Annotated in this window: 20 protein-coding genes and 1 riboswitch; of the genes, 13 read left to right on the top strand and 7 right to left on the bottom strand. The window is 66.9% G+C overall.

The window, feature by feature from the left end; genetic code table 11:
• Positions 1-4 precede the first annotated feature (4 nt).
• Entirely contained in the window at positions 5-457 is a 453-nt protein-coding gene (locus AC1RRV_RS19270; RefSeq protein ID WP_492861257.1) for a type II toxin-antitoxin system RatA family toxin, read from the top strand.
• On the opposite strand, the gene AC1RRV_RS19265 is transcribed toward AC1RRV_RS19270, so the two are convergent.
• From AC1RRV_RS19265 to AC1RRV_RS19255, 3 genes are read right to left on the bottom strand one after another with little or no spacing between them, the layout of a single operon-like run.
• A complete protein-coding gene (locus AC1RRV_RS19265) occupies positions 454-1569 on the bottom strand; it encodes an FUSC family protein (protein ID WP_492861256.1) in 1116 nt (371 codons plus the stop codon). The genes AC1RRV_RS19270 and AC1RRV_RS19265 overlap by 4 nt on opposite strands.
• Positions 1569-2060, bottom strand: a complete 492-nt coding sequence (locus AC1RRV_RS19260; protein ID WP_492861255.1) for a CinA family protein — start codon at positions 2058-2060, stop codon at positions 1569-1571. Before AC1RRV_RS19260 ends, AC1RRV_RS19265 begins: the two co-directional genes overlap by 1 nt.
• 36 nt (positions 2061-2096) lie before the next feature.
• Entirely contained in the window at positions 2097-3245 is a 1149-nt protein-coding gene (locus tag AC1RRV_RS19255; RefSeq protein WP_492861254.1) for a bifunctional 2-C-methyl-D-erythritol 4-phosphate cytidylyltransferase/2-C-methyl-D-erythritol 2,4-cyclodiphosphate synthase, read from the bottom strand.
• 132 nt (positions 3246-3377) lie between these two features.
• Between AC1RRV_RS19255 and dusB the strand changes: the two genes are divergently transcribed.
• The 8 genes from dusB to hflX all read left to right on the top strand — a co-directional run bounded on the left by dusB (position 3378) and on the right by hflX (position 13259).
• Positions 3378-4385, top strand: coding sequence for a tRNA dihydrouridine synthase DusB (gene dusB, locus AC1RRV_RS19250; RefSeq protein ID WP_492861253.1), 1008 nt, complete (start codon positions 3378-3380; stop codon positions 4383-4385).
• The gene (locus AC1RRV_RS19245) at positions 4382-5512 is read left to right on the top strand and encodes a two-component system sensor histidine kinase NtrB (RefSeq protein ID WP_492861252.1); all 1131 of its coding nucleotides are present in this window, start codon (positions 4382-4384) and stop codon (positions 5510-5512) included. The genes dusB and AC1RRV_RS19245 overlap by 4 nt, the downstream gene beginning before the upstream one ends.
• 2 nt (positions 5513-5514) lie before the next feature.
• Entirely contained in the window at positions 5515-6936 is a 1422-nt protein-coding gene (locus AC1RRV_RS19240) for a sigma 54-interacting transcriptional regulator (protein WP_492861251.1), read from the top strand.
• A gap of 75 nt (positions 6937-7011) precedes the next feature.
• Positions 7012-9255, top strand: coding sequence for a sensor histidine kinase NtrY-like (locus AC1RRV_RS19235; protein WP_492861250.1), 2244 nt, complete (start codon positions 7012-7014; stop codon positions 9253-9255).
• Complete coding sequence (gene ntrX, locus AC1RRV_RS19230) at positions 9252-10640, top strand: nitrogen assimilation response regulator NtrX (protein WP_492861249.1); 1389 nt, start codon at positions 9252-9254, stop codon at positions 10638-10640. The genes AC1RRV_RS19235 and ntrX overlap by 4 nt, the downstream gene beginning before the upstream one ends.
• Entirely contained in the window at positions 10641-11504 is an 864-nt protein-coding gene (locus tag AC1RRV_RS19225) for a D-amino-acid transaminase (RefSeq protein WP_492861248.1), read from the top strand.
• Positions 11505-11657: 153 nt separating this feature from the next.
• The gene (gene hfq, locus AC1RRV_RS19220) at positions 11658-11906 is read left to right on the top strand and encodes an RNA chaperone Hfq (RefSeq protein ID WP_013079113.1); all 249 of its coding nucleotides are present in this window, start codon (positions 11658-11660) and stop codon (positions 11904-11906) included.
• A gap of 12 nt (positions 11907-11918) precedes the next feature.
• The gene (gene hflX, locus AC1RRV_RS19215) at positions 11919-13259 is read left to right on the top strand and encodes a GTPase HflX (protein ID WP_492861247.1); all 1341 of its coding nucleotides are present in this window, start codon (positions 11919-11921) and stop codon (positions 13257-13259) included.
• Between the two features lie 3 nt (positions 13260-13262).
• Here the strand turns inward: hflX and mazG are convergent, their stop codons facing one another.
• Positions 13263-14075, bottom strand: coding sequence for a nucleoside triphosphate pyrophosphohydrolase (gene mazG / locus AC1RRV_RS19210; protein WP_492861246.1), 813 nt, complete (start codon positions 14073-14075; stop codon positions 13263-13265).
• Positions 14050-15432 (bottom strand): MFS transporter, encoded by a 1383-nt coding sequence (locus AC1RRV_RS19205; protein WP_492861245.1) that lies wholly within the window; start codon positions 15430-15432, stop codon positions 14050-14052. Before AC1RRV_RS19205 ends, mazG begins: the two co-directional genes overlap by 26 nt.
• Before the next feature lie 199 nt (positions 15433-15631).
• Positions 15632-15821: riboswitch (cobalamin riboswitch) on the top strand.
• Between the two features lie 146 nt (positions 15822-15967).
• Between AC1RRV_RS19205 and AC1RRV_RS19200 the strand changes: the two genes are divergently transcribed.
• Both AC1RRV_RS19200 and AC1RRV_RS19195 read left to right on the top strand, forming a co-directional pair.
• Entirely contained in the window at positions 15968-17920 is a 1953-nt protein-coding gene (locus AC1RRV_RS19200; RefSeq protein WP_492861244.1) for a TonB-dependent receptor plug domain-containing protein, read from the top strand.
• A gap of 157 nt (positions 17921-18077) precedes the next feature.
• Positions 18078-19538, top strand: a complete 1461-nt coding sequence (locus AC1RRV_RS19195; RefSeq protein WP_492861243.1) for a cobyric acid synthase — start codon at positions 18078-18080, stop codon at positions 19536-19538.
• 16 nt (positions 19539-19554) lie between these two features.
• Here the strand turns inward: AC1RRV_RS19195 and AC1RRV_RS19190 are convergent, their stop codons facing one another.
• Positions 19555-20169 (bottom strand): DUF2939 domain-containing protein, encoded by a 615-nt coding sequence (locus AC1RRV_RS19190; protein ID WP_492861242.1) that lies wholly within the window; start codon positions 20167-20169, stop codon positions 19555-19557.
• Positions 20170-20223: 54 nt separating this feature from the next.
• Positions 20224-21291: an alginate lyase family protein gene (locus AC1RRV_RS19185; RefSeq protein ID WP_492861241.1), complete on the bottom strand. Its 1068-nt coding sequence runs from the start codon at positions 21289-21291 to the stop codon at positions 20224-20226.
• Between the two features lie 234 nt (positions 21292-21525).
• Here AC1RRV_RS19185 and AC1RRV_RS19180 point away from each other — a divergent pair, with 234 nt between their 5' ends.
• Both AC1RRV_RS19180 and AC1RRV_RS19175 read left to right on the top strand, forming a co-directional pair.
• Positions 21526-22566, top strand: coding sequence for a LacI family DNA-binding transcriptional regulator (locus AC1RRV_RS19180; protein WP_492861240.1), 1041 nt, complete (start codon positions 21526-21528; stop codon positions 22564-22566).
• 168 nt (positions 22567-22734) lie between these two features.
• Positions 22735-25593, top strand: a complete 2859-nt coding sequence (locus AC1RRV_RS19175; protein WP_492861239.1) for a TonB-dependent receptor — start codon at positions 22735-22737, stop codon at positions 25591-25593.
• Positions 25594-25646 lie beyond the last annotated feature (53 nt).

Here is a 25646-nt window from a genome sequence, read left to right as displayed (position 1 = left end):
GGCCTTGCACCGGCATACTGTAACGCGCTTGCTCCCGTACGCGCCGGACCAGCTGTTCGAGTTGGTCGGCGACGTCGAGGCCTATCCCCGGTTCGTGCCGTGGATCACCGGCATGCGCACCTGGAATGGCCGCGTCGACGGCGCCGTCAGTACGCTGGACGCCGAGGCCCAGGTCGGGTTCTCGTTTCTGCGCGAGAAGTTCGCCACCCGGGTCCGCCGGGACCGCGAGGCGCTGAGCATCGACGTCAGCCTGCTGTACGGGCCCTTCAAGCGCCTGGCCAACGGCTGGCGCTTCGTACCGGACGGCGAGGTCACCCGCGTCGAGTTCGTGATCGATTTCGCTTTCAAGTCGGCGATGCTGGACAAGCTGCTGGCCGCCAACATCGACAAGGCCGCCAACAAGCTGATCCAGTGCTTCGAGGACCGGGCGCGCCAGATCTACGGCGCGAAAGCCTAGCCCTTCCTTCCGGCCGTCTCCTCGATCCGCTCCTCGAAGTCGCCGAGGTTGGCGAACAGGTTCTCGATCGCGAACACCAGTCCGAACACACGCGCGGCGTCGTCGAATTCGAGATCGCGGGTCACGCCCTTCTCGCGCAGCCCCTCAACGCAGATCTGGAACGCCACATGCGCCTCGGCGAAGGCGATGCGGTCTGGACGCGCGCCGCCGGCCAACAGGTCGGCCGTGCCGCGCAGGAAACGGGCGCTGGCTTCCAGCATGTCGGCGGCGGCGGGAGCGAGGTCCGCGGCGGGCAGGGGCTCATGCAGCGTCCGCCCGACCATCACCGTGTCGTTCCTGAGTCGCCAGAGCGTGCGGGGCAGGGCTTCGGACACCGAGCGGTCGCTGAGCTTGCTGGCGCTCTCGCGGTCGGCCTCGGTCACGGCGGTCTGGAGCTTTGCCAGGGCCGCGCGCAGATCATCCTGGGCCTTGAGATAGTCGGTCGGGCCGGGCGTCCCGCGTAGCGTCAGGACATGACTGTCCAGGATGTGCGCCTGCAGGCCGGCGATTGTCTGGACGCTGGCCACCACCGAGGTATGGGCGCGCGCCGGGAAGATCAGCAGGGTGGCCGCGACGCCGACGAGGCTGCCGACCGTGATCTCGGCGACACGCAGGGCCGCGGCGATCAACGGGTCCATGTGGGTGGTCGTGCCGATCAGCATGATCACCGCCGTGACCGGAGCCACTTTCAGCGTCGGCCGCACGGAGACCAGGAAGGCCAGCAGCGCCACGGTCACGCACAGGATCAAGCCGCCGAATTCGGGCCAGCGCGCGTGGAAATAGGCGGCCGCCGCGCCCGCCAGCGCCCCGACGACGGTGCCCATGAACCGCTCGATCGAGGCCGTGATCGTCGCGCCAAGGCTGGATTGAACCACGATGACCGCCGTGAAGACGGCCCAATAGCCTTGCGGCAGACGCAGCAGGGTCGCCAGGGCGAAGGCCGCGCCGACGGCGGCGGAGACACGGATGGCGTGGCGGATCTCGGTCTTGCGCGCGGCGGCGGCCTTCAGCGCCCGTTGCGAGAGGTTGCCGCCGGTAAAGCGTCTCCAGTCGCTGGGCGCGGTCTCCGGCACTAGGCCACCGCCTCACGGAGCATTTCGAGCGCCGTCCGCACCGCCGCCAGTTGCACCGCCTCACGGGTCTCGCCCTCGAACCGCTCGTGCCGGTGGACGACGGAGCGGTTGGCCCGGGCTACGGCGAAGTGGACCGTGCCGACGGGCTTCATCGGCGTACCGCCGCCAGGACCGGCTATCCCGGTGATGGCGACGGCGACGTGGCTGTTGCTCTCGCGCAGCGCGCCTTCGGCCATCATCCGCGCCACGGGCTCGGAGACCGCGCCATGGTCGGCGATCAAGTCGCCGGGCACGCCCAACATCTCGGACTTGGCGCGGTTGGTGTAGGTGACGAAGCCGCGCTCGAAGACGTCGGAGGCGCCAGAAATCGAACAGATCGCGCCGGCCACTAGGCCGCCCGTGCAGCTTTCGGCCGCGACCAGACGCAAAGATTTTTCACGCGCCTCGTCGATCAGCATTCGGGCAAGGGTCTGGATTTCCAGCGGGAACATAAGCCTCTCCGGATTCGCGCGGCCAGCTTAGCCCGTTCAGGCCGGCGTCTCGACCGCGACGACGGCGGATGCGGCCAGGCCCTCTCCGCGCCCTGTAAAGCCCATCTTCTCGGTCGTGGTCGCCTTGACGCTGACCCGGTCGATCGGAAGGTCGAGAATCTGCGCCAATCGCTCGCGCATGGCCTGACGGTGCGGTTTGATCTTGGGGCGCTCGCAGATCAGGGTCACGTCGACATTGACGATCGAACCGCCCTTGGCGGTGACCAGTTCGGCGGCGTGCTTGAGGAACTGGTCGGAAGCCGCGCCCTTCCATTTCGGATCGGTCGGCGGGAAGTGGTCGCCGATATCGCCCTCGCCGATCGCGCCCAGGATGGCGTCGGTCAGGGCGTGCAGGCCCGCGTCGGCGTCCGAATGGCCGATCAGGGTCTCGTCGTGCTTGATGGCCACGCCGCACAGCCAGACCTCTTCGCCCGGGCCCCAACGGTGAGCGTCGAAACCCTGGCCAACTCGGGTGATGCGCGCGGCGCCGGCGAGCCGTTCGGCCATGGCGAAGTCCTCGGGATAGGTGAGCTTCATCAGAAGCGGATCGCCCGGCGCGATGGCCACGCGACCGCCGGCGGCCTCGACCACCTGGGCGTCGTCGGTCGGCTCGCCGCCGGTCCAGGCGGCATAGGCGTCGAGCAAGGTCTTGCGGCGCGCGGCCTGAGGCGTCTGGGCGCGCCACAGGTGCTCCCGGGACGTGGTGATCGGGTTCTGGTCGGGCTCCGCGCGCTTCAACGTATCGGCGACGGGCAGGGCGGGCAGGGCGGCGTCCGCGTCGGCGAGGGCCTTCAGCACGCCCTGGATGGTCGCGCCGGTCAGGAGGGGGCGGGCGGCGTCGTGAACGAGCACCGGCTCGTCGGCAGGGCGGTGCGCCAGGGCGGCGAGGCCGGCTCGGACCGACTCGGCCCGAGTCGCGCCGCCGCGCGCCGATCGCCAGCCGTTCAGGCCGGACAGCACTTCGGCCAGCACCTTTTCGCCGTTTTCCGTCGTAACGATGACGACATCGGAAGCGCCGGCGGATAGGAAGGCCTCGACCGACCAGCGCAGAACCGCTCTACCCGCCAGGAGCCGCCATTGCTTGGCCTGGCCCGGTCCAGCCCGGGTTCCCGAGCCGGCGGCGACGATCACGGCGGAAAAGATCATGGCCGCTGTTTAGTCCGACCGCCGCGCTTGTCCATAGCCCGTGCCGAGCGGGAAGGGCGATCCGTTTGGCGATCCGGGCTTTACTGCGCCGCGCAACATGCCTAAAAAGATGGCGACGGGGATGACTACAAAATGAGCAACAAGCTCGAGGTTGGCGGGGTCAAAGTCCTTGGTCGGGTGTGGATAGCACCCATGACCGGGATCTCGGATCTGCCCTTCAGAGAGACGGCCACGGCGCTGGGCGCGCCTTATGTGGCAACGGAAATGGTGGCCAGCGCGGAATTCGCGAAGGGGCGTCCCGATGTCGTGCGCCGCGCGGCGGTGGGCGAAGGCCTGCCGCTGACGGTGATCCAACTGGTCGGTCGCGACATCGCGTTCATGGCCCAGGGCGCGCGCATGGCCCAGGAGGCGGGGGCCGAGATCATCGACCTGAATTTCGGCTGCCCGGCCAAGGAGGTCGCCGCCGGCGCCGCCTGCGGCTCGGCCCTGATGCGCGAACCCGATCTGGCCGAGGCCCTGGTCGCCGCCGCCGTCGCGGCCGTCGAGGTTCCCGTGACGGTCAAGATGCGCCTGGGCTGGGACGACGCCAGTTTGAATGCGCCGGAGATCGCGGCGCGGGCCGAGGCTGTCGGCGCCAAGGCGATCACGGTGCACGGTCGCACCCGCAACCAGTTCTACAAGGGCGTCGCCGACTGGACCGCTGTCGCGGCGGTGAAGAAGGCGGTCTCGGTGCCGGTCCTGGTCAATGGCGACATCATCGATGGCGACAGCGCCCGCATGGCGCTGGAGCAATCGGGCGCTGACGGCGTGATGATCGGTCGCGGCGTTTACGGCCGTCCCTGGATCGCCGGCGCGATCGAAGCCGCGCTCGAAGGCCGGGGATTCGCCGAACCTCAAGCCGAGGAGCGCCTGGCCATCGCGCTCACCCATTTCCGGCGCAGCCTCGAGTTCTACGGCGAGCGCCTGGGCCTGAAGATGTTCCGCAAGCACTTGGCCTCGTACATCGAAGCCGCGCCCTGGCCTGAGACGGCCGAGGCGCGCCGGGCCGCCCGCGCCACCCTGTGCCGCCTTGAAGATCCCGCCGCCGTGGAGGTCGCCCTGCGCGACCTGTGGCTGGTGGGCGGGAGAATAGCCGCATGACCGACCGAGCCCGCGTATTGGGCGGTATCGCTCCGGAGGCGTTGAAGGCCGCCGCCTTCGACCTCAGTCCCGAGCCAGCTCTGGTCGTCGACCGCGACGGCGGGTTGGTGGCGGTGAACGAGGCGGCCGAGGCGCTGTTCGGCCATGGCCTTTCGCTGCTGGCGCGAGGTCGCTTCCGCGCCGCCCTGCCGCCCGGCTCGGTGCTGGTTTCGCTGCTGGATCGCGCGATCTTCGAGGGCGCGCTGGTTCGCGAGCACGGCGTCGAGGTCAATCTGTTCGGTCAGCCGCCGTTCGAGGCCGATGGCGCCGCCGCGCCGCTGGGCGATGGTTCGGTGCTGCTGACACTGCACGTCAAGGGCGTCCTGGGCGTCGACAAGGCCGCGGACGCCGCCGGCCTGCGCTCTGTGGTGGGCCTGGGCAAGATGCTGGCTCATGAGATCAAGAACCCATTGGCCGGCATTCGCGGCGCGGCCCAGCTGCTGAAGACGGGCGCCAGCGCCGTCGATCAACCGCTGGCCCAGCTGATCGTCGACGAGACCGATCGCATTCGCCGCCTCGTCGACCGCATGGAAGCCTTCTCCGACCAGGCGCCGACCCCACGCGAGCCGGTCAATATCCACCAGGTGTTGGACCGCGTCCGGGCCCTGGTCGCCAACGGCGTGGCCGACGGCCTGCTGCTCAAGGAAAGCTACGACCCGTCGCTCCCCGCGGTTTGGGGCGATGAGGATCATCTGATCCAGATCTTCCTGAACCTGACCAAGAACGCCGCCGAAGCCGCTCACATGCGCGGCGACGACATGGGCACGATCTCTATCCATACCGCCTGGCGCCCAGGGGTGCGGGTGCGCGGAGCCGACGGCAAGAGCGCGAGCGGCGCGCCGATCGAGATCAAGGTGATCGACAATGGCCCCGGCGTTCCCGCCAGCCTGCGTGATCACCTCTTCCAGCCCTTCGTGACCACCAAGGCCAACGGCACGGGCCTCGGCCTGGCCTTGGTCACCAAGCTCGTCACCGCCCATGGCGGCCTGATCGATTTCGAGTCCGAGCCCGGCCGCACCGTGTTCCGCGTGCTGCTGCCTATCGCCCCCCAGAACGGGGCCCCAGAAACCGCCTTCGGAGACGCCTGAGCATGAACGCCGCGAGCAAGAAGATCCTGATCGCTGACGACGATAGCTCGGTGCGTCTGGTGCTCAGCCAGGCCTTCACCCGCCTGGGCTATCAGGTCCGGGCCACGGGTAACGCCACAACGCTGCTGAAGTGGGTCACGGACGGGGAAGGCGACCTGGTCGTCACCGATGTGATGATGCCCGACGAGAACGTCTTCGACGTGCTGCCGCGTATCCGCAAGGAACGGCCCAAGCTGCCGATCATCGTGATGAGCGCCCAGAACACCTTGCTGACGGCGGTCAACGCCGCCGATGCGGGCGCGTTCGAATACATCTCCAAGCCCTTCGACCTGGACGACGTCACCGCCGCCGCGCGGCGGGCGCTCTCCCGACCGGCCGACGCCGAGGCCTCCAAGGCCCAGGCCCGCGCCATGCGCGACGAGCGCCTGCCGCTGATCGGCCGTTCGGCGCCGATGCAGGAGGTCTATCGCACCATCGCCCGCCTGGTCGGGGCCGACCTCACGGTCCTGATCCTCGGCGAAAGCGGCACCGGCAAGGAGCTGGTCGCCCGCGCCCTTCACGAGCTGGGCCGCCGTCGCGACGGTAAGTTCGTCGTGCTGAACCTGGCGGCCGTGCCGCGCGAGCGCGTCGAGGTCGAGCTGTTCGGCCGGGGCGACGGCGACAACGGCCGGCTCGTCGAGGCTGACGGCGGCACGCTGTTCCTGGACGAGATCGGCGACATGCCGCTGGACGCCCAGACGCGCCTGCTGCGGGTGATCGACGGCACCGAGCCGGTGATCAATCCCAAGACCGCCCGCCGCCCGAACGTACGGATCATCGCCGCCACAAATCGCGACCTGCGCGGCCTGATCCAGCAGGGTCTGTTCCGCGAGGATCTGTTCTTCCGCCTCAACGTCGCGCCGGTGCGCCTGCCCCCGCTGCGCGACCGGGCCGAGGATATTCCGGACCTGGCGCGCACCTTCCTGCTGCGCGCCGCGCGCGAAGGTCTGCCGGCCAAGACCATCGATCAAAGCGCCCTGGATCGCCTGAAGACCCATCCCTGGCCCGGTAACGTCCGCGAGCTCGAGAACCTGATGCGCCGGATGTGCGCCCTCTATGCCGAGGAGCTGATCACCGCCCGCATCGTCGATCGCGAGCTGCAGGACCACACGCCGGCCATTCGGTCCGAGGAAGGACCGATCACCCTGTCGACCCTGGTCGAACGCCACCTGGCCTCACACTTCGCCGACCAGCCCGACGGCGTGCCGCCAGCAGGCTTGTACGACCGGATTCTGGAGGAGGTGGAGCGCCCGCTGATTCAGCTGACGCTCTCCGCCACGCGTGGCAACCAGGTGCGAGCGGCCGAGATCCTCGGCCTGAACCGCAACACGCTGCGAAAGAAGATCCAGGACCTGGGCGTGGAGATGACCCGCGGCCGCCGTTAGACCGCTCCGGTCAGCTGAAGCTTTCGCGGCACATAGCTGTTGAATTTAGGACACACGCTCCTAAACTCTACGACGATGTCTTCAGTGGCTTACGCGACGGGATCGGAAGACCCGCCGACCCGGTTCAGCCGGGCCTGGTGGCGAGAGCTTCTGCGATCGCGCTACCTGACCGGCGGCGGGTACGCCCTGGCCGTGATTCTCACGGTCGCGGGCGTCGCCCTGGCTTCCTCGCCGCCGAAGACCGACTCCATCAGCACCGCGAGCACGGTCATCCTGGTCGTGCTGAGCCTGAACCTGGTGTTGATCCTGGGCGTGGCCACCGTCGTGGGGCTTCGCCTCTATGACCTGATCGACGCGCGGGCCAGCGACGCCGGCGCCCGCCTGCACCTGCGTTTCGTCGGCCTGTTCTCGCTGGCGGCCGTGGCCCCGGCGGTGATCGTGGCGCTGTTCTTTGGGGTGCTGGTCAATCGCGGCGTTGACGGCTGGTTCAGCGAACGCGTCCAGACCGTGGTCGGCAATTCGGCCAAGGTCGCCAACTCGTACGTCGAGCAACAGACGAAATACATCTCCGAGCACATCGGTCCGATGGCCGGCATCCTCAACCAGGCCGCGCCGAGCCTGGGCCAGTCTCCAGTGGCGTTCGGTCACTATCTGTCCGAACAGACCAAGGACGCGGGCTTCGCGGCAGCCTATGTCCTGGATCGCGACGGCCGGATCCTGGCGCGCGCCGAGATCGGCGACGTGCCGCCGTTCCTCGCACCGCCGCCGTCTAGCTTCGCGGCCACCGACAGCGGCGAGGTCAGCGCCCAGCGCTTCGTCTCCGACGACCTCTTCCGGGCGCTGTACAGGCTCAACGCCTTTCCGGACGCCTATCTCTATGTGGTCCGTCCGATCGAAAAGGGCATTCTGAACCACCTGATCGAAACCCAGGACGCGCTCGTGTCGTATCGCGACGCCGAGCGCAGCCGCGGACGCATCCAGGCGATCTTCGGGCTCAGCTATCTGGAAACCGCACTACTCGTGCTGGTCGCGGCGATCTGGGTAGGCATCGCGGCCGCCAACTCGATCGCGGGGCCGGTCGCCGGTCTCGTCGAGGCCGCCGGTCGGGTGTCCGGCGGCGATCTTGACGCCCGGGTGGAGGCCGACACGGGCCCCGAGGAGATCCGCGCGCTCTCCAACGCCTTCAACATGATGACCAGCGAACTGCAGTTGCAGCAGGCGGCGCTGAAAGCGGCCAGTCTCGACGCCGAGGGACGCCGCCAGTTCATCGAGACCGTGCTGTCGGGCGTCAGCGCAGGGGTGGTCAGTCTCGACGAACTCGGCCGCGTCTCCGCCGTCAATCGCCGCGCGGTCGCCTTGCTAGGCCTGCCGGGCGACGCCCTGGGCGTCGACCTGATCCAGCTGGCGCCGGAATTCGAAACGGTGATGCAGGCCCTTCAGGAGAGCCGGCCCGACACGGACGTCGAGGTCGACATCATGCGCGAGGGCGAGACACGTCGCCTGCGGGTGCGCGCCGCCGGTCACGTCGCCGAGGGCCTGGTGCTCACGTTCGACGACATCACACGTCTGGTCGCCGCCCAGCGCAACGCGGCCTGGAAGGACGTGGCGCGCCGCATCGCCCACGAGATCAAGAACCCGCTGACTCCGATCCAGCTGTCGGCCGAGCGCCTGCGCCGCAAGTACCGCAAGGAAATCGCCAGCGACCTTGAGACCTTCGACCGCTGTACCGAAACCATCATCCGCCAGGTGGGCGACATCGGCCGCATGGTCGACGAGTTCTCGTCCTTCGCTCGGATGCCCGCGCCGCGCTTCGAGCCGGCCAACCTGACCGAGATGCTGCGCCAGGCCGTGTTCGCCCAGCGCTTCCAGGACGCCGACATCGAGGTGAAGCTGGAAACTCAGGGAGGCGAGGACGTCTGGATCACCTGCGACGAGCGCATGATCGGCCAGACCCTGACGAACACCCTTAAAAACGCGGGCGAGGCGGTCGGCGCGCGCCGACAAGCCGAACCCGACCTGTCGGGCCGCATCACCGCGACCTTGCTCTCGAGCGAGGACGAGCTGTGCGTGACGATCGAAGACAATGGCGTGGGTTTGCCCACCAAGGATCGCGACCGCTTGACCGAACCCTATGTAACGACCCGCGAGAAGGGCACGGGCCTTGGCCTGGCCATCGTCAAGCGGATCATGGAGGACCATGGCGGCGGCCTGGCCCTGACCGACGCGCGCGCGCTCCCCGGCGCCCGCGTGATCTTGAAGTTTCCAACGACCGCGCGCCTGCCCGTCGCGGCCCAGAGTGGCGTTGAGGAGATGATATGAGCGCCGACGTTCTTGTGGTCGATGACGAGGCCGACATCCGCGAACTCGTGGCCGGCATCCTTGAGGATGAGGGCTATGCGGTGCGCACGGCCGCCGATTCCGACCAGGCCCTGGCCGCGATCCGCGCCCGCAAGCCCGCCTTGCTTGTCCTGGATATCTGGATGCAGGGCGGCGGCATGGACGGCCTCGAACTGCTCGACATGGTCAAGGCGCTGGACGCCGACCTACCGGTGATCATGATCTCCGGTCATGGCAATATCGAAACCGCTGTCAGCGCCATCAAGCGCGGCGCCTATGAATTCCTGGAAAAGCCCTTCAAGTCCGACCGTCTGCTGTTGGTCGTCGAGCGAGCGCTGGAAGCTGCCGGGCTACGCCGCGAGAACCGTCGCCTGCGCACCCAGACCCTGGCTCCGGATGGCCTGATCGGCAAGTCGGCGCCGGCCCAGGCCTTGCGTCAGTTAATCCTCAAGGTCGCCCCGGCCAATAGCCGGGTGCTGGTCTCGGGTCCTCCAGGGGCTGGCAAGGAGCTGGTGGCGCGCCTGATCCATGGCGCCAGTACGCGGTCTCGGCAGGAGTTCGTGGCCGTCAGCGCCGCGGGCATGGCTCCGGAACGCCTTGATGTCGAACTGTTCGGCGAGGAGGGCGAAAACGGTCGTCCGCGCAAGATCGGCGTGTTCGAGCGCGCTCACGGCGGCACCCTCTATCTCGATGAAGTCGCCGACATGCCTCGCGAGACCCAGGGGCGCATCCTGCGCGTGCTGGTCGAGCAACGCTTCCGCCGGGTGGGCGGCGACAATGACGTCCAGGTCGATGTGCGGGTGATCTCATCGACCTCACGCGATCTGCGCGACGAGATCGCCGCCGGCCGGTTCCGCGAAGATCTGTTCCACCGGTTGAACGTCGTGCCGGTGCGCGTGCCCGGCCTGGCCGAGCGTCGCGAGGACATCCCGGAGCTGATCAACTTCTTCGTCGAGCGGATCAGCGAAGCCACGGGCCTGGCGCGTCGTCGCCTGGGCGAGGACGCTCTAGCGACGCTGCAGGTCCAGACCTGGCCGGGCAACGTCCGCCAGCTGCGCAACAACGTCGAGCGCATGCTGATCCTGGCTTCTGGCGAACCAGGCGATGTGATCACCGCCGAGATGCTGTCGGCCTCGGACCAGCCCAGCACCGGCAATGCCGGCGCGATCGGCGCGGAACGGATTATCGCCCTGCCGCTGCGCGAGGCCCGTGAACTGTTCGAGCGCGAGTACCTGAACGCTCAGATCCTGCGGTTCGGCGGCAACATCTCGCGCACGGCCAATTTCATTGGCATGGAGCGCTCGGCGCTGCACCGCAAGCTGAAGTCCTTGGGCGTGGCCAGCGCCCGCGCTGAAGAGGAAGAGTAGATGTCGCGCTTCGCCTATGTGAACGGCCGGTTCGTACGCCACGGCGAGGCCGCCGTTCATATCGAGGATCGCGGCTACCAGCTGGCCGATGGCGTCTACGAGGTCTGGGCCGTGTTCGACGGCAAGCTGGCCGACGCCGAGGGGCATTTCACCCGCCTCTGGCGCAGCCTCGACGAACTGCGCATCGCCCATCCGATGAGCGAGGCGGCCCTGACCCTGGTGCTGCGTGAAGCTGTCCGGCGTAACAAGGTGCGCGAAGGCCTGTGCTACATCCAGGTCACGCGCGGCGTGGCGCGTCGTGATCACGCCTTCCCGAACCCGTCAGTGCCCCCATCGGTGGTGATCACCGCCAAGTCGCTGGATCGCGCCGCCACCGAGGCCAAAGCCGCCAAGGGCGCGTCGGTGATCTCGGTCCCGGAGAACCGCTGGGGACGTTGCGACATCAAATCGATCGGTCTCTTGCCCAACGCCCTGGCCAAGCAGGCAGCCCGCGAGCGGGGCGCGATCGAGGCGTGGTTTGTCGACGACATGGGTCTGGTGACCGAAGGCGCTTCGTCCAACGCCTGGATCATCGACGCCGAAGGCATGCTGCGCACGCGCGACACCAACGCCAACATCCTGCGCGGCATCACCCGCTCGACCCTGATGGAGGTGATCCGCGAAACCGGTCTGCCGATCAGCGAAAAGCCGTTCACGATCGCCGAGGCCCAGGCGGCCAAGGAAGCCTTCATTACAGGCGCCGGCTCACTGGTGACGCCAATCATCGAGGTCGATGGCGTGAAACTTGGAAATGGCCAACCCGGCCCCATAGCTATTGGCCTCCGGCGGTCCTATATCGAGCGCGCGCGACAGAAAGCCGTCTGAGATCGGATCAATATTCGGCGATGATGGTTCGACGTTGCGCGAACTTGCGGAATTTTTCGCTGAGAGCGTGTCGCTTTCAGCGGAAAATCATCTAGCATGACCTTGTGTGTGGGGGGCGTGTGGCCCTCCGATAACAAAAGAGGGGAACCCCCGATGTCCGCCGAAAAGAAGCAAAACCTTCAGGACACCTTCCTGAACAGCGTGCGCAAGTCGAAGACGCCGCTCACCATCTTCCTCGTCAATGGCGTCAAGCTGCAGGGCGTGGTCAGCTGGTTCGACAATTTCTGCGTCCTTCTGCGTCGCGACGGCCAGTCGCAGCTGGTCTATAAGCACGCCATCTCCACCATCATGCCGGCGCAGCCCGTTCAGCTCTACGAACCCAGCGCCGACTCCGACGACTGAATTTAGAGACGCTTGTCCAAATCCACATCCAGGTCGATTGACCACGCAGCGCCGATCCTGAAGGCGCTCGTCATCCATCCGTCGCGGCAATTGCGCGGCCAGGCGGCCCTCGAAGCCCGGGATCCCAATGCCCGGCTCGAGGAAGCCGTTGGCCTCGCGGTCGCGCTCGATCTCGAAGTCGTCGAGACGATGATCGCGCCCCTGCGCGCGGTCACGCCCGCGACCCTGTTCGGCAAGGGCAAGATCGAAGAGTTCGCCGCGATCTGCGAGGTCGAGCACATCGACGTCGCCGTCTTCGACGACCAACTCACGCCAATCCAGCAGCGCAATCTCGAAAAGGCGCTGAAGGTGAAGGTCGTGGACCGCACCGGGCTGATCCTCGAGATCTTCGCCCGTCGCGCCCGTACGCGTGAAGGCCGCCTGCAGGTCGAGCTCGCCAGGCTCGAATACGAGCGCTCGCGCCTCGTCCGCACCTGGACTCACTTGGAACGGCAGCGCGGCGGCACCGGCAATACGGGCGGCCCTGGCGAGACCCAGATCGAGCTGGATCGCCGCCTGATCCGCGACAACATCCTCAAGCTCAAGAAAGAGCTCGAAGAGGTTCGGCGCACGCGGACCCTGCATCGCAGCGCTCGCAAGAAGGTCCCGTATCCGACCGTCGCGCTGGTCGGCTACACGAACGCCGGCAAGTCGACGCTGTTCAACCGCCTGACCGAGGCCGAGGTCCTGGCCAAGGACATGCTGTTCGCGACGCTGGACCCGACCTTGCGCACCGTGAAGCTGCCGGACGGCCGCCCGGCGATCATGTCGGACACCGTCGGGTTCATCTCGGATCTCCCGCACGAACTGGTCGAGGCGTTCCGCGCCACGCTCGAGGAAGTGCAGGAGGCCGACGTGGTCCTGCACGTCCGCGACGTCGCCAATCCCGACAGCGAGGCTCAGTCCCGCGATGTCCAGACCGTGCTGGCGGAGTTGGGCGTCACGCTCGACAGCGGCAAGACCCTCGTCGAGGTCTGGAACAAGGTTGATCTTCTGGCCGAAGAGGACCGAGAGGTCATCGAAGGCCATGCCCGTCGCGTCGGCGCTTCGCCGGTCTCGGCGGTCACGGGCGAGGGGTGCGAGGCGCTGCTTCGCCGGATCAGCGGTCTGATCGACGACTCCCCGCCAGTCGAGGTGCAACTCGGGGCTCATGACGGTCAGGCCTTGGCCTGGATCTATCGCAATGGCCGCGTGCTGAGCCGTTATGACGGCCCCTCCGGTGAGGTTCGCCTGGTGGCCCGCCTGGACACTCAGGCTCTGGGGCGGTTCGAGCGACAGTTTCCAGATGCCGTGGTCGAGGCCGCCGGCGAATAGGCGTCAGCCCTTCTCGGCCACCTTGGCGTCGTTCCACAACGCGTCCATCTCCGCGAGATCCGACTGGTCCGGCGTTTTGCCACGCTGGGCCAGCCCTGCTTCCACGAAGGCGAAGCGGCGGGTGAATTTGGCGTTGGTGGCGCGCAAGGCGTCCTCGGGGTCGACGTCGAGCTTGCGAGCCAGGTTGGCGCAGACGAACAGGATGTCGCCCAGTTCCTCCCGCGCCTTGGCCATGTCGCCGGCCTCGATCTCGACCGCGATTTCCTCGGTTTCCTCGCGCAGCTTGGCAAGGACCTCGGCGGCCGTCGGCCAGTCGAATCCGACACGCGCCGCGCGCTTGGTCAGCTTCACGGCGCGGGTGAGGGCGGGGAGGCCGGTCGGGACGTCGTCCAGGACCCCTGTCTTGGCCTTGGCCTGGCGTTCCTCGGCCTTCAGCTGTTCCCAACCGGCGACCTGCGCCGACAAATCATCGTAGGCATGGTCGCCGAACACGTGCGGGTGGCGACGGATCATCTTGTCGGAAATGGCGGCGGCGACGTCCTTGAGGTCGAACACGCCCTGTTCCTCGGCCATGCGCGAATGGAACACGACCTGCAGCAGCAGATCGCCAAGCTCTTCCTTCAGTTCCGGCAGGTCGTTGCGCTCGATGGCGTCGGCGACCTCATAGGCTTCCTCAACCGTATAGGCCGCGATCGTCGCGAAGGTCTGCTCCAGATCCCAGGGGCAGCCGCCGTCCGGGTCGCGCAGCCGCGCCATGATCTCGATAAGGCGGAAGAGCGGGTGCTGGTTTTCACTCGGCGGGGGCGATGATGGCATTCGGATCGGGCTCGGCTGCGGACGCGGACGAAGCCGTCGCCGCGTCCCGCGCCGCGAGTTGGCGTTGGATCTCGGCAAGACGGTTCGCATCCAGCGGATAGCGTAGCATGATCGCCGCGACCAGCAGTCCGAGAGCCGCCGGCGCAAAAGCGTAGAGTCCGATCAAGGCCGCGTCCCCGACGGGCGTCGAAGCCTTCGGATCAAATCCGAGCGAGCCCAGGATGATGAAGACGCCGACGGCCAGGGCATAGCCCAGCTTCACCGTGCCCGTGACGATCGCGTAGAGCAGGCCGGTCTTGTCGACGCCGCTCGCCAAGCGCTCCTCATCGCCGATGTCGGCCATCATCGATCGCACCAGAAGCGGCGCGGCGGAGTAGGGCAGGCCCGCCAGGACCAGCACCATCATACCGACCGCCGAGTTGCCGGCCGGGGTGAACACCACCGAGACCTGGACCGCGGCGTAGAGGATCGCGGCTACGATCAGCGCTCGGTGCTTGCCGACCCGCTTGGCCAGGATCGGCCATAACGGCGCGCCGGCCAGGGCGGCCAGGAAGTAGATCAGCAGCAGCACCCCGGCCTGGGTCTTGTCGAAGTGCTTGATGCGCTCGAAGAAGAACAGGAACAACGTCCCCGCGATGCCGGGCGCCAGGCCCATCAGCAGGTCCGCGATCAACAGGCGCTGAACCGACGGACGCGTCAGCAGATTCAGATACTGCTTCAAGCCCGTCTGGCCGTGCCGGGGCGGCGGGGGAGGCTCGCCGACGGTGGTGACGGCCAGCAGCACCGTCAGGGGCGCCAGGATGACGATGAACCAGCCCATGGCGCGGATGCTGGCGATGTGGTCGCCCTTCAGGACGCCCGTGATCAGCGGCGGCAGGCAAAGCACCAGGATCATGCCCACCACGTTGCCGGCCTGCCACCAGCCATAGACGCGTGAACGCTGCTGGTAGTCGCTGGAAAGCACCGCGCCCCAGGCGGTCTGGGACAGGGACACCATCGAATAGCCGGCATAGACCACGGCCAACCAGAACCAGAGGTACAATGGGCCAACGCCCGGCTTGGCCATGAACAGGGCGAAGACGCCGGCCGCCATCAGGGGCGTGCCACCGATCAGCCAAGGCCGGAAGCGGCCCAGCCGCGTGCGCGTGCGGTCCAGCATCCCTCCGACGATCGGATCGAAGATGATGTCGACCAGCTTGACGATGAGGAACGCCGCGCCCACCGCGCCCAGGGAAAGCCCCAGAGAGTTGATGTAGTACTCGGGCAGGTAGACCACCAGCGGCAGGCCCATGGCCGCGACGGGAATGCAAGGCGCGGCGAACGCGGCCAGCGTCCAGGACGAACGTCGGTCGGACATACTGTTACTCCTCCCCGCGCGCTGTTGATCGCGCTCGCACACCAAGCCGTTGGACGGCTGTTTCAAACGAGTGTGCGAGCATTGTTCGACGAGCGCCAGCCCCCGTGCGCATGACCCGAGCGTCAACCGAAAGGGCCGCGCCAAGCGCGGGCGCCACGGTCATGGAAGCTCCACATTGACGGTGTGCAGCGCAACATATAGGGCTGAACACGCACCAGGCTCCTCGAAAGAGGATTAAAAGGGAACGAGGTTCAACACCTCGGCTGCCCCCGCAACTGTAAGCGGCGAGTTCTAGCGTCACATGCCACTGGGGTCTTCAAACCCTGGGAAGGCGACGCCAAGAGCGATGACCCGTGAGCCAGGAGACCTGCCCGGCGCAGTCGTTCATCGCTCGGCCGGGGTGCGCCGAACGAACGGGATTTCCCGAGAAACGACAGTCAAAGGACCGCGCGACGGTCCGGGGCGTACGCGTGGCTTCCAGCTTGCGAGTGCGTCCCGGTCGGCGCGCGGGTCGTTCAACTGGGAAAGAGAAGACATGATCCGAGCGTTTCTGAGCTCAACCGCACTCTCCACCGTCCTCATTGCTGGCGCGGCCATGGCCGATGACCAGAAGGCGCCGGAAGCCGACGTCGCCGGGGCGACCGGGGCCAACGGCGTCGCCGAACTGGTCGTCACCGCGACCCGCACGGCCCAGCCGATCGAGAAGGTCGGCGCTTCCGTCACCGTACTGACCCAGGCCGCTATCGAGGCGAGCCAGGCGATTTCAGTGTCGGAACTGCTGGCCCAGGCCCCCAGCGTCAGCTTCACCCGCAACGGCGGGCCGGGCGCGGCCACCGGCCTCTACATCCGTGGCGCCGAGACCCAGCACACCGTCGTCCTGATCGATGGAGTCAAGCTGAACGACCCGTCCTCGACCCAGGGCGCCTTCAATAGCGGCAACCTGCTCGTCGGCGATATCTCGCGTATCGAAATCCTGCGCGGCGCCCAGTCGACCCTGTGGGGCAGCCAGGCCATCGGCGGCGTGGTGAACATCGTGACCGCCGATCCGACCGCGCCGTTCGCCAGTTCGGTCGACGTCGAGGCCGGCGCGCGCAAGACCGGCTATCTGCGAGCCGGTGTCGGCGGTGCGAGCGACAAGATCATCTGGCGCGTCGCCGGCGGCTACTACACCACCGACGGCTTCTCCTCGTACAAGCCGGGCAAGGAGAAGGACGGCTACCAGAATTCGGGCCTTTCCGGCCGTGTCCGCGTGGCGCTCAGCGACACCGTTTCGGCCGAGGTTCGCTCGGTCTATTCGAAGGGCAAGAACGACTTCGACGGCTTCAATGTCGATAGCCCGGAGTTCGGCCGCACCGAGGAACTAGTCGTCTATAGCGGGCTGAATTTCGCCCTGCTGGATGGTCGCTGGAACAATCGTCTCGGCTACGCCTACACCGACACCGATCGCCAGAACATCAACCCGGCACGCCCAACCGTTCCGTTGAGCTTCGACTCGGCCGGCAAGAACAAGCGCTGGGAATACCAGGGCGCCTTCGCGATCTCCGAGACCCTGACCGCGACGTTCGGCGCCGAAAGTGAGCGATCGCGGATGCGCACCCGCTCGCCGTCGACCTTTACCCCCAATCCGGCGTTCCGAACCGGCCGCGTCGGTGTCGACAGCGTCTACGGCCAACTGCAGGCCGAAGTGACCCAGGGCCTGACCCTGACCGCTGGCCTGCGCCACGAGGATCACGACACCTATGGCTCGCACACCCTGGGCCAGGCTTCGGCCGCCTGGGCGCTGAATGACGGGAACACCGTGTTGCGCGCCAGCTTCGGCCAGGGTTTCCGCGCTCCGGGGCTCTACGAGCTCTATAGCGAGTACGGCAATCTGACGCTCTCGCCAGAGGAGTTCGACAGCTGGGACGCCGGTGTCGAGCAGCGCTTCTTCGGCGGCAAGGCCCGCGCCTCGGCGACCTGGTTCCATCGCGAGGCCGACAACGAGATCCGCTTCTTCTCGTGTTCGTCGGGTTCGACCGATCCGCTGTGCACGCCAGGCGGCGTCTTCCGCTTCGGCTACTACCGAAATCTGCAGAAAACCAAGGCCCAAGGGCTGGAGCTCATTGGCGAGCTGAAGCCGGTCCAGGGGCTGACCCTTACCGGCAACTATACCTACACGGACGCCGAATCCGCCTCTGGCGCGACGAGCGGCAAGCAATTGACCCGCCGCCCGAAGAACATGGCCAACCTGTCCGCGACCTATCGCTGGCCGGTGGGGCTCTCGACCACGGTGGCGGCGCGCCGTGTCGGCAAGACCTACAACAACGACGCCAACACCCAGGCCGTGGCCAGCTACACCACGGTTGACCTGCGGGCGTCGTACCCCATCAGCGAGGGCCTCGAAGTCTTCGGCCGCGTCGAGAACGCGTTCGACAAGGACTACCAGACCATCCTGAACTACGGGACGCCGGGACGCGGGGCCTTCCTGGGCCTGCGCGCACGGTTCTAGTCCCGGGCCGTGGCGTCGATTCCCCCAATCGACGCCTGTCGGCAGGGTGGCCGTCGCCAAGAGGCGACGGCCGCCTATCCGGATCTGTGGCGGTCGCCGGATTCCACCTTCGCTTCAACGAGCGGGTCTGGTTGATGCTGGTCGCGGGAGGATTCGCATGGCCACGTTGATGATCCAGGGATGCGGCTCCGACGTCGGCAAGTCAGTGCTGGTCGCGGGGCTCTGCCGACTGTTCGCCAACCGGGGGCTGACGGTCCGTCCGTTCAAGCCGCAGAACATGTCCAACAACGCCGCCGTCACCGCCGATGGCGGCGAGATCGGTCGCGCCCAAGCGCTGCAGGCGATCGCGTGCCGAACGCCGCCGACTGTCGATATGAACCCAGTGCTGCTGAAGCCACAGAGCGACGTCGGCGCTCAGTTGATCGTGCGCGGCCGAATGGCTGGGACCTGGCAGGCCCGCGGCTATCAGGAGCGCAAAGCGTCTTTGCTCGACACCGTGGTCGAGAGCTTCCGCCGGCTGGAAGCCGAGAGCGACCTGGTCATCGTCGAAGGCGCCGGCAGCCCGGCCGAGATCAATCTGAGGGTCGGCGATATCGCTAATATGGGCTTTGCGCGCGCCGTGAATGCGCCTGTGGTTCTGGTCGGCGACATCGATCGCGGCCACGTCATCGCAGCGCTGGTCGGCGCGCATGCCGTTCTGGACGAGGCTGACCGCGCCATGGTTCGCGGCTTCCTGATCAACAAGTTCCGCGGCGATCCTAGCCTCTTCGATGACGGCCGAGCCGAGATCGTCCGCCGCACGGGCTGGGCCGACCTCGGCATGGCTCCTTGGCTGGCGGCGGCGCGGCGGTTGCCCGCCGAGGACGCCGTGGTGCTGGACCGTTTGGCGGGCGCGGGCGGTCGCAAGGTCCGCGTTGTCGTTCCTATGCTTTCGCGGATCGCCAATTTCGACGAGTTCGACGCCCTGCGCACCGAGCCCGAGGTCGAGTTCGCCTTCGTCCCTCCGGGAACGCCGCTGCCGGGAGACGCCGACCTGGTGATCCTGCCGGGCACTAAGGCCACTCTGGCCGACCTGGCGTTCCTCCGCGCCCAGGGCTGGGACATCGATCTGCGGGCGCATGTTCGACGGGGCGGTCGCGTGCTGGGCGTCTGCGGTGGCTATCAGATGCTGGGCCGCCGCCTATCCGATCCTGATGGCGTCGAGGGCCCGCCAGACTCGGTCGAGGCGCTTGGCTTGCTGGACGTCGAGACGATCATGACCGGCGACAAGACGCTCGGTCCCGTCACTGGAAAACTGGCCGGCGGTGGCGACTTCGAAGGCTACGAGATGCATGTCGGCCGCACGACCGGCGCTGTCAGCCCGATGCTGACCTTCGCCGACGGGACCCTCGACGGCGCCGTCTCGGACGATGGACGCGTGCGGGGATGCTACGTCCATGGCCTCTTCGACCGAGGCGAGGCGAGGGCGGCGCTGCTGGCCCAACTGGGGGCGGCCTCGGACGGCGTCGATCAGGCCGCTCGCGTCGACCATGCGCTGGATGAGATCGCCGCCGCCTTGGAACAGACCTTCGACATCGCCGCGCTCGCCGCTATCGCGGGCTTGGAGAGATCCCGATAGGGCCCTTTGGCGCGGCTCAGCGCTTGCCGAGATCTGGCGATAGCTCGATCCGCACCAGCTTCCACTTGAACACACCCCGACGCTCGAGGACCAAGCCGAATTCGTCGCCAGGCGGGTCGCCGCCGTCGCGGTAGGTGGCGCGGAAGTGGTTGAGGTCCTGGTATCCGTAGTGGACTTCGGTCTTGGACTTTTTGTCCGGCGTGGCCGCGGGCTCTGGCCCGGGTTGTTCGACAACCGGGGCGGCCGGCGCGTTCGATGTCGTCACCGGGAGGTCGCGGGGTGCGCGGTTCGTCGCCACCATGTTGGCGATCGCGTCGGGGGTGGCATAGGTGTCCACCACCTTGTCGACCACGCCGCCGAGCAGCAGTTGCCCCAGGGCCGCGAAGGGATTGTCGCGAAGCCCCGGATCCTGGTCGATAGACCGCGTCATCGCCGCCTTGAGCTGGCTCTTCAGGCTTTCACGAACGGCCGGGAAGTCGATTCCGCGTTCCAGCTTCGCCCGGTCGCCCGCCTTGGCCGCGGCGGTCAGGCTGTGCAGGGCCAGCACCGGCGAACCGAAATAGGCGGCCAGAAGGAGCACGACGATCGAGCCGAGGCCCGCGCCAGTCAGGATGCGTTTAGTGCGAGTCATCAAGTCCTCCCGCCAGGATTGGCGCAGGCGGGAGGAGCAGGGTCAACACGCGGCTCAGCGCACGGGCGTTTGCGAGGCGCGCAGGATCTCGGCCCAGACCGGCGGACGCTTGCCCGTTCGCTTCACGAGGTCGTCCCGCAGGGGCAGGTAGCGCGCGTCCGCCAGGCTGGCGAGGCTGTAGGTGCCGACGCCGTTGGAGACGTCCCACGGGTGTGGCGCGTACTCCTTCTGACCGGCGGCGGCGCGATCGCGGTCGAACTGGATCTTGGAATTGGCGAATTCGATATGGGTCTTCTCGCCCCGGGCATAGGCAGCCAACCACTCCAGCGAATTCGGCAGACTGGAGCCCGAGGGGCTTTTCCAGCCGTACCAGTCCTGGCCGTGCGCCCGAGCCGACAAGGCCGCCATCATCAACGGGTCGAGGTTGTAGGTCACGTAGTGCAGGGCGTCGCGTTCGTGGAAGTCGAACATGCTGCCGTCGGCGTGGAGGTTCGCCGAGATTTGCGCCTGGAACGCCTTGCGGGCGCGATCGATGATCTTGGCGTCCCCGGTCTGGAAGGCGGCCATCGTCGCTATCTTGATGCGGTGGCTCTGCCAGTTTGTGTTCCAGTTGCGCGGCTTGCCATCCATAGCGTCGAGATAGCCGACCGCCATCCTACGCCAGAACACGTCGACTTTCGCGCGGATAGGAGCGGGGAGGTCGTCCTCGGTAAGGTCATAGGCCATGATCAGGTTGTCGAAGCCCGTCTCGTCGATCGGGTTGAACGACATCTGGTAGACGTCGGCCCAGTTCTCGAGATAGCGGCCGGTCGCGTCCAGGAAGCGGCGATCGCCGGTCAGTCGCCAGGCAATGGCCAGGTTGAGGACGATCGGCTGGTCTTCCTTGGCCTTCAGGCTGATCTCGCGGATGCCCTTGCCCGGCAAGGTGCCTTCCGTGTGCAATTGCGGAATCGCGCCCGGCGGTCGGTCCAGCGCGGCGGTGGCGCGGGAGATGACGGTCTGCGAAAGCGCCGATGAAACCGCGCCCTTGCCGAAGGTCGGCCCCAGCAAGCCGTAGTCAGCGGCATGCGCGGCGGACGCGATGGTGGTCAGGGCGCACGCGGCGAGCCATGCGGTCTTCAAATCGGCCTCCCAGGATACTTGTTCGTCGACATACGTCGTCGGCGTTGCGACAAGATATCTGGCCAGTAACGAAGCTTGTCAATTATTGGTCATGCCAATATGGAGCTATTGGTCCGACCGAAGCAGCAGAGGTCCCGGGTCTCGGGCCGCCGCCAACGAACGATCCAACAGGCTGAGCCGCTTGTGTTGAACCGTTTTCCTGACCATCTTCCCGCCCTCTGAGGGGAGCGCCACTTGACGAGTAAGAGACCAACCATCGACGACGTCGCCCGCCTGTCGGGCGTGGCGCGCGTGACGGTGTCTCGAGTGCTCAACGGGGGGCCCAATGTTCGCGACGAGGTGCGCGCCCGCGTCATGCAGGCGGTCGAGACGCTGGACTACAAGGTCAACCCCCAGGCCCGTAGCCTGGCCGGCGGCACCAGCCGGCTGCTGGCCTTCGTGTTCGCTTCAGACCCGGAGAACGATCCGAACTCGTACTACGAATCCGCCCTCGAGCTGGGCGCCCTGCGGGCCTGCCTCGCTCTGGGCTATCAGGTGCTGGTCCAGAACGTTCCGGATCAGACGCCCGACTGCCACAAGCGGGTGCTGGAGCTGATCACGACCCAGCGCTGCGAAGGCCTGATCCTGTCGCCCCCCTACAGCGACGACGTCGCCTTGATCGAAGCCGTACTGGCCCAGGGCTGCAAGGTCGTGACGGTGTCGCCCGGCGGGCCGGCCAAGGGTCGGTTCGATGGCGTCGGTGTCGACGACGAGGGCGGTGGCTACGATATCACCCGCGAGCTACTGCGCCTGGGCCATCGGCGATTCGGTTTCATCGCCGGGCTCGAGGGACACCTTTCGGCCGATCGCCGCCTGGAAGGCTTCCAACGCGCCTTGGCCGAGCATGGTCTTGGGGCGGATGACTACGCCATGGTTCGCGGTGATTTCACCTTCCGGTCCGGGACCCATCTGGCGCCCCGGTTGTTGGACCATCCGCTGCGGCCGACGGCCCTGGTTTGCGCCAACGACGACATGGCCGCGGGCGTGCTTTCGGCGGCTCACGCGCGGGGCCTCAGCATCCCCAAGGACCTGTCGATTACAGGCTTTGACGACGCTCCTGTCGCAGCGATCGTCTGGCCGCCGCTCACCACTGTCCATCAGCCGGTGAAGGTGCTGGGCCAGCGCGCCGTCGAACTTCTGGTCGCCAGGTTGACCGGGGCCAATTCGGCGCCCGAACCCGTGTTCCACCTGCTGGAACACGCCGTCGTTTCGCGCCAGACCACCGCCGCGAACTAACGTCACTCCCGATCGTTCCTGTTTCGGAATTGTTTCGATCTTGACAACGTTGTCGGGCCCGTACGTTATTGGAAGCGCTTCCATGGAAGCGCTTCCACGGCCGTAATGGGCCTCACGACAAAAACAAGAAATCGCCGCCGCAGGGGCGAGTTCAGAGGGGAGAGCTTTATGCGAAACCGCATGACGAGCGGCACGCGTCCGTCCATCCAGCGATTCTTCACCACGGCCTCGGCGGCCGCGATCACCCTGGCCATTGCCGGCCCGGGCGTGGCCTGGGCCCAGACGGCCGATCAGGCCAAGCCGGCCGACGACACCGTCGAGGCCATCGTGGTCACAGGCATCAAGGCCGGCATCGAGAACTCGATCAACATCAAGAAGAACGAGACCTCGATCGTCGAGGCGATCTCGGCCGAAGACATCGGCAAACTACCGGACGTCTCGATCGCCGAGTCGATCGCACGCCTGCCTGGTCTCGCCGCCCAGCGCGTCAACGGCCGCGCTCAGGTGATCTCGATCCGTGGCCTCGCGCCTGACTTCACCACCACGCTGCTGAACGGCCGCCAGCAGGCCAGCTCAGGCGACAACCGCGCCGTCGAGTTCGACCAGTATCCCTCCGAACTGCTGTCCAGCGTCGTGATTTACAAGACGCCGGACGCCCAGGTCTCGGGCATGGGCCTGTCGGGCACCGCCGACCTGCGCACCGTGCGCCCGTTGGCCTACGGCAAACGCGCCCTGGCCGTGAACATCCGGGGCGAGAAGACCGCCGGCAAAAAGCTGAACGACGACATCAGCAACTGGGGCGGCCGCTACAGCGCCAGCTACATCAACCAGTTCGCGGACGGCACGATCGGTGTCGCCCTGGGCTACGCCCACCTGGATTCGCCGTCGCAGGTGAAGCACTACAAGGCCTATGGCTACGAGGCCTTCGGCTTCGCCGTCACGCCCGACAGCGCCGACAACGCCCTGATGTTGAACGGCCAGGAGCTCTTCGCCACCTCGCGCTTCAACAAGCGTGACGCGGCGATCGGCATCTTCGAGTACCAGCCGAACGACAAGATCCATTCGACCCTGGATCTCTACTACTCGACGTTCCGCCAGAAGGAAGCGACGCGCGGGGCGCAGTGGTTCTCGAACGGCTGGGCCGACAACGCCACCTTCACCGACGTGAAGACCGAGGATCTGGGCGGCTCGCAATTCGCTCGGAGCGGCGTGTTGCACAACGGCGTCCCGCAGCTGCGCAACGACTACAACACCCGCATGGACCAGCTGTTCGCGGCCGGCCTGAACAACGAGTTCCAGCTGACCGAGCGCACCAAGCTGGTCGCCGATCTGTCCTATTCGTCGAACAAGCGGAAGGAACAGATCATGGAGACGTACGCGGGCTACGGCCGCGGCGTCGGTGGCGTCACGCCGGCCACGCCGGATATCGGCCGCACCTACGACACCATCGGCTTCCAGGTCGCCGACAGCGGCTTCTCGCAATATGATGAGGGGCTGAACTACGCCGACGCCAGCAAGGTCACGCTGGGCGACCGCGCGCCTTGGGGCGGTTGGGGCCACGACGGCGCCATCCGCTTCCCGCACGTCAAGGAAGACGTCTCGACCATCGACGTGCGCCTAGAGCACGAGATGGACGGCTTCATCACCCAAGTCAGCGCCGGCGTGAACCACACCAAGCGCGACAAGGGCAAGACCGTCTCGGACAACGATCTGTTCCTGAAGAACGGTCGCCAGCAGGTCTATGTCGACGCGGCCGACCTGGTCGACCCGACCAGCCTGGGCTTCGCGGGCTTCGGCAGTGTGCTCAGCGTCAATATCGGCGACGCCTGGCGCAAGTACTACAACTGGGCGCCGATCCTCGACGCCAACTACTACGACAAGACCTGGGACATCACCGAGAAGGTCACGACCCTGTTTGGCCGCGCCAACTTCCAGGTCGGCGACCTGCGCGGCAATCTGGGCGTCCAGGTGGTCAAGCAGGAACAGGCCTCGACCGGTATCGTGATCAACGGCACCGAGCCGGGTAAGCCGATCACCCCGACCAAGATCCGCACCAAGGACGACTACACCGACGTTCTGCCCAGCTTGAACCTGATCTACGACCTGGGCGGCGGCCATCGCCTGCGCTTCGCCCTGTCCAAAACCATGGCGCGCCCGCGCATGGACGACATGCGCGCCAACGTGACGCCGGGCTTCAACTCGCTGGTCTGCTCGGGCCAACCCTGTGCGCCCGGCACGACGGTCAATCCATGGTCGGCGAGCGGCGGCAACCCACACCTGCGTCCGTGGGAGGCCAAGGCCGCTGACCTGGCCTACGAGTGGTACGTCAGCCCCGCGACTTACCTGTCGGTGGCCGGCTTCTACAAGAAGCTCGACACCTACATCTACACCCAGACCGGCACGTTCGATTTCACCGGCGTTCCGCTGCCGACGACCGCTTCGGCTATCCCGCCGGGCATCACAATCAGCCCGATCGGCCAGATGACCCTCCCGGCCAACGGCAACGGCGGCGTGGTCAAGGGCCTGGAGTTCAGCGGCGCGGTGGACTTTGGCCAGTTCGCCGACCTGCTGAAGGGCTTCGGCATGCAGGGCAGCCTGTCCCTGACCAAGTCGAACCTGAACCCGACCACGAGCACTGATCCGAAGGCGAAGGTTCGCATCCCGGGCCTGTCGGGCACGGTCTACAATCTCACGGGCTACTACGAGCGCGGCGGCTTCCAGGCGCGCATCAGCCAGCGCTATCGCTCCGCCTTCAAGGGTGAAGTGGTGCAGCTGTTCGCGACGCGCGGCTTCACCGAGATCCTGGCCGACAAGCAGGTGGACGCCCAGATCGGCTATACCTTCCAGGACGGTCCGATGGAGAACCTGGGCTTCCTGCTGCAGGTCAACAACCTGACCAACACGCCGTATCGGACCCGCCTGGGTCTGGACGCTGGCGGCACCCAGACCAGCAACGGCGGCACGCTGCCAGAGACCTACGAGAAGTACGGCCGTCAGATCCTGTTCGGCGTCAACTATCGGTTCTAATCAAGGCTTGGGTCCGGTCGCTCCACGGAGCGGCCGGACCCGACCGACAAGAA

This window comes from Caulobacter sp. GW821-FHT11E10 (genome assembly GCF_058808375.1).
Note: the sequence above shows the minus strand (reverse complement) of the source record. Positions and strands in the feature narration are given on the sequence as shown.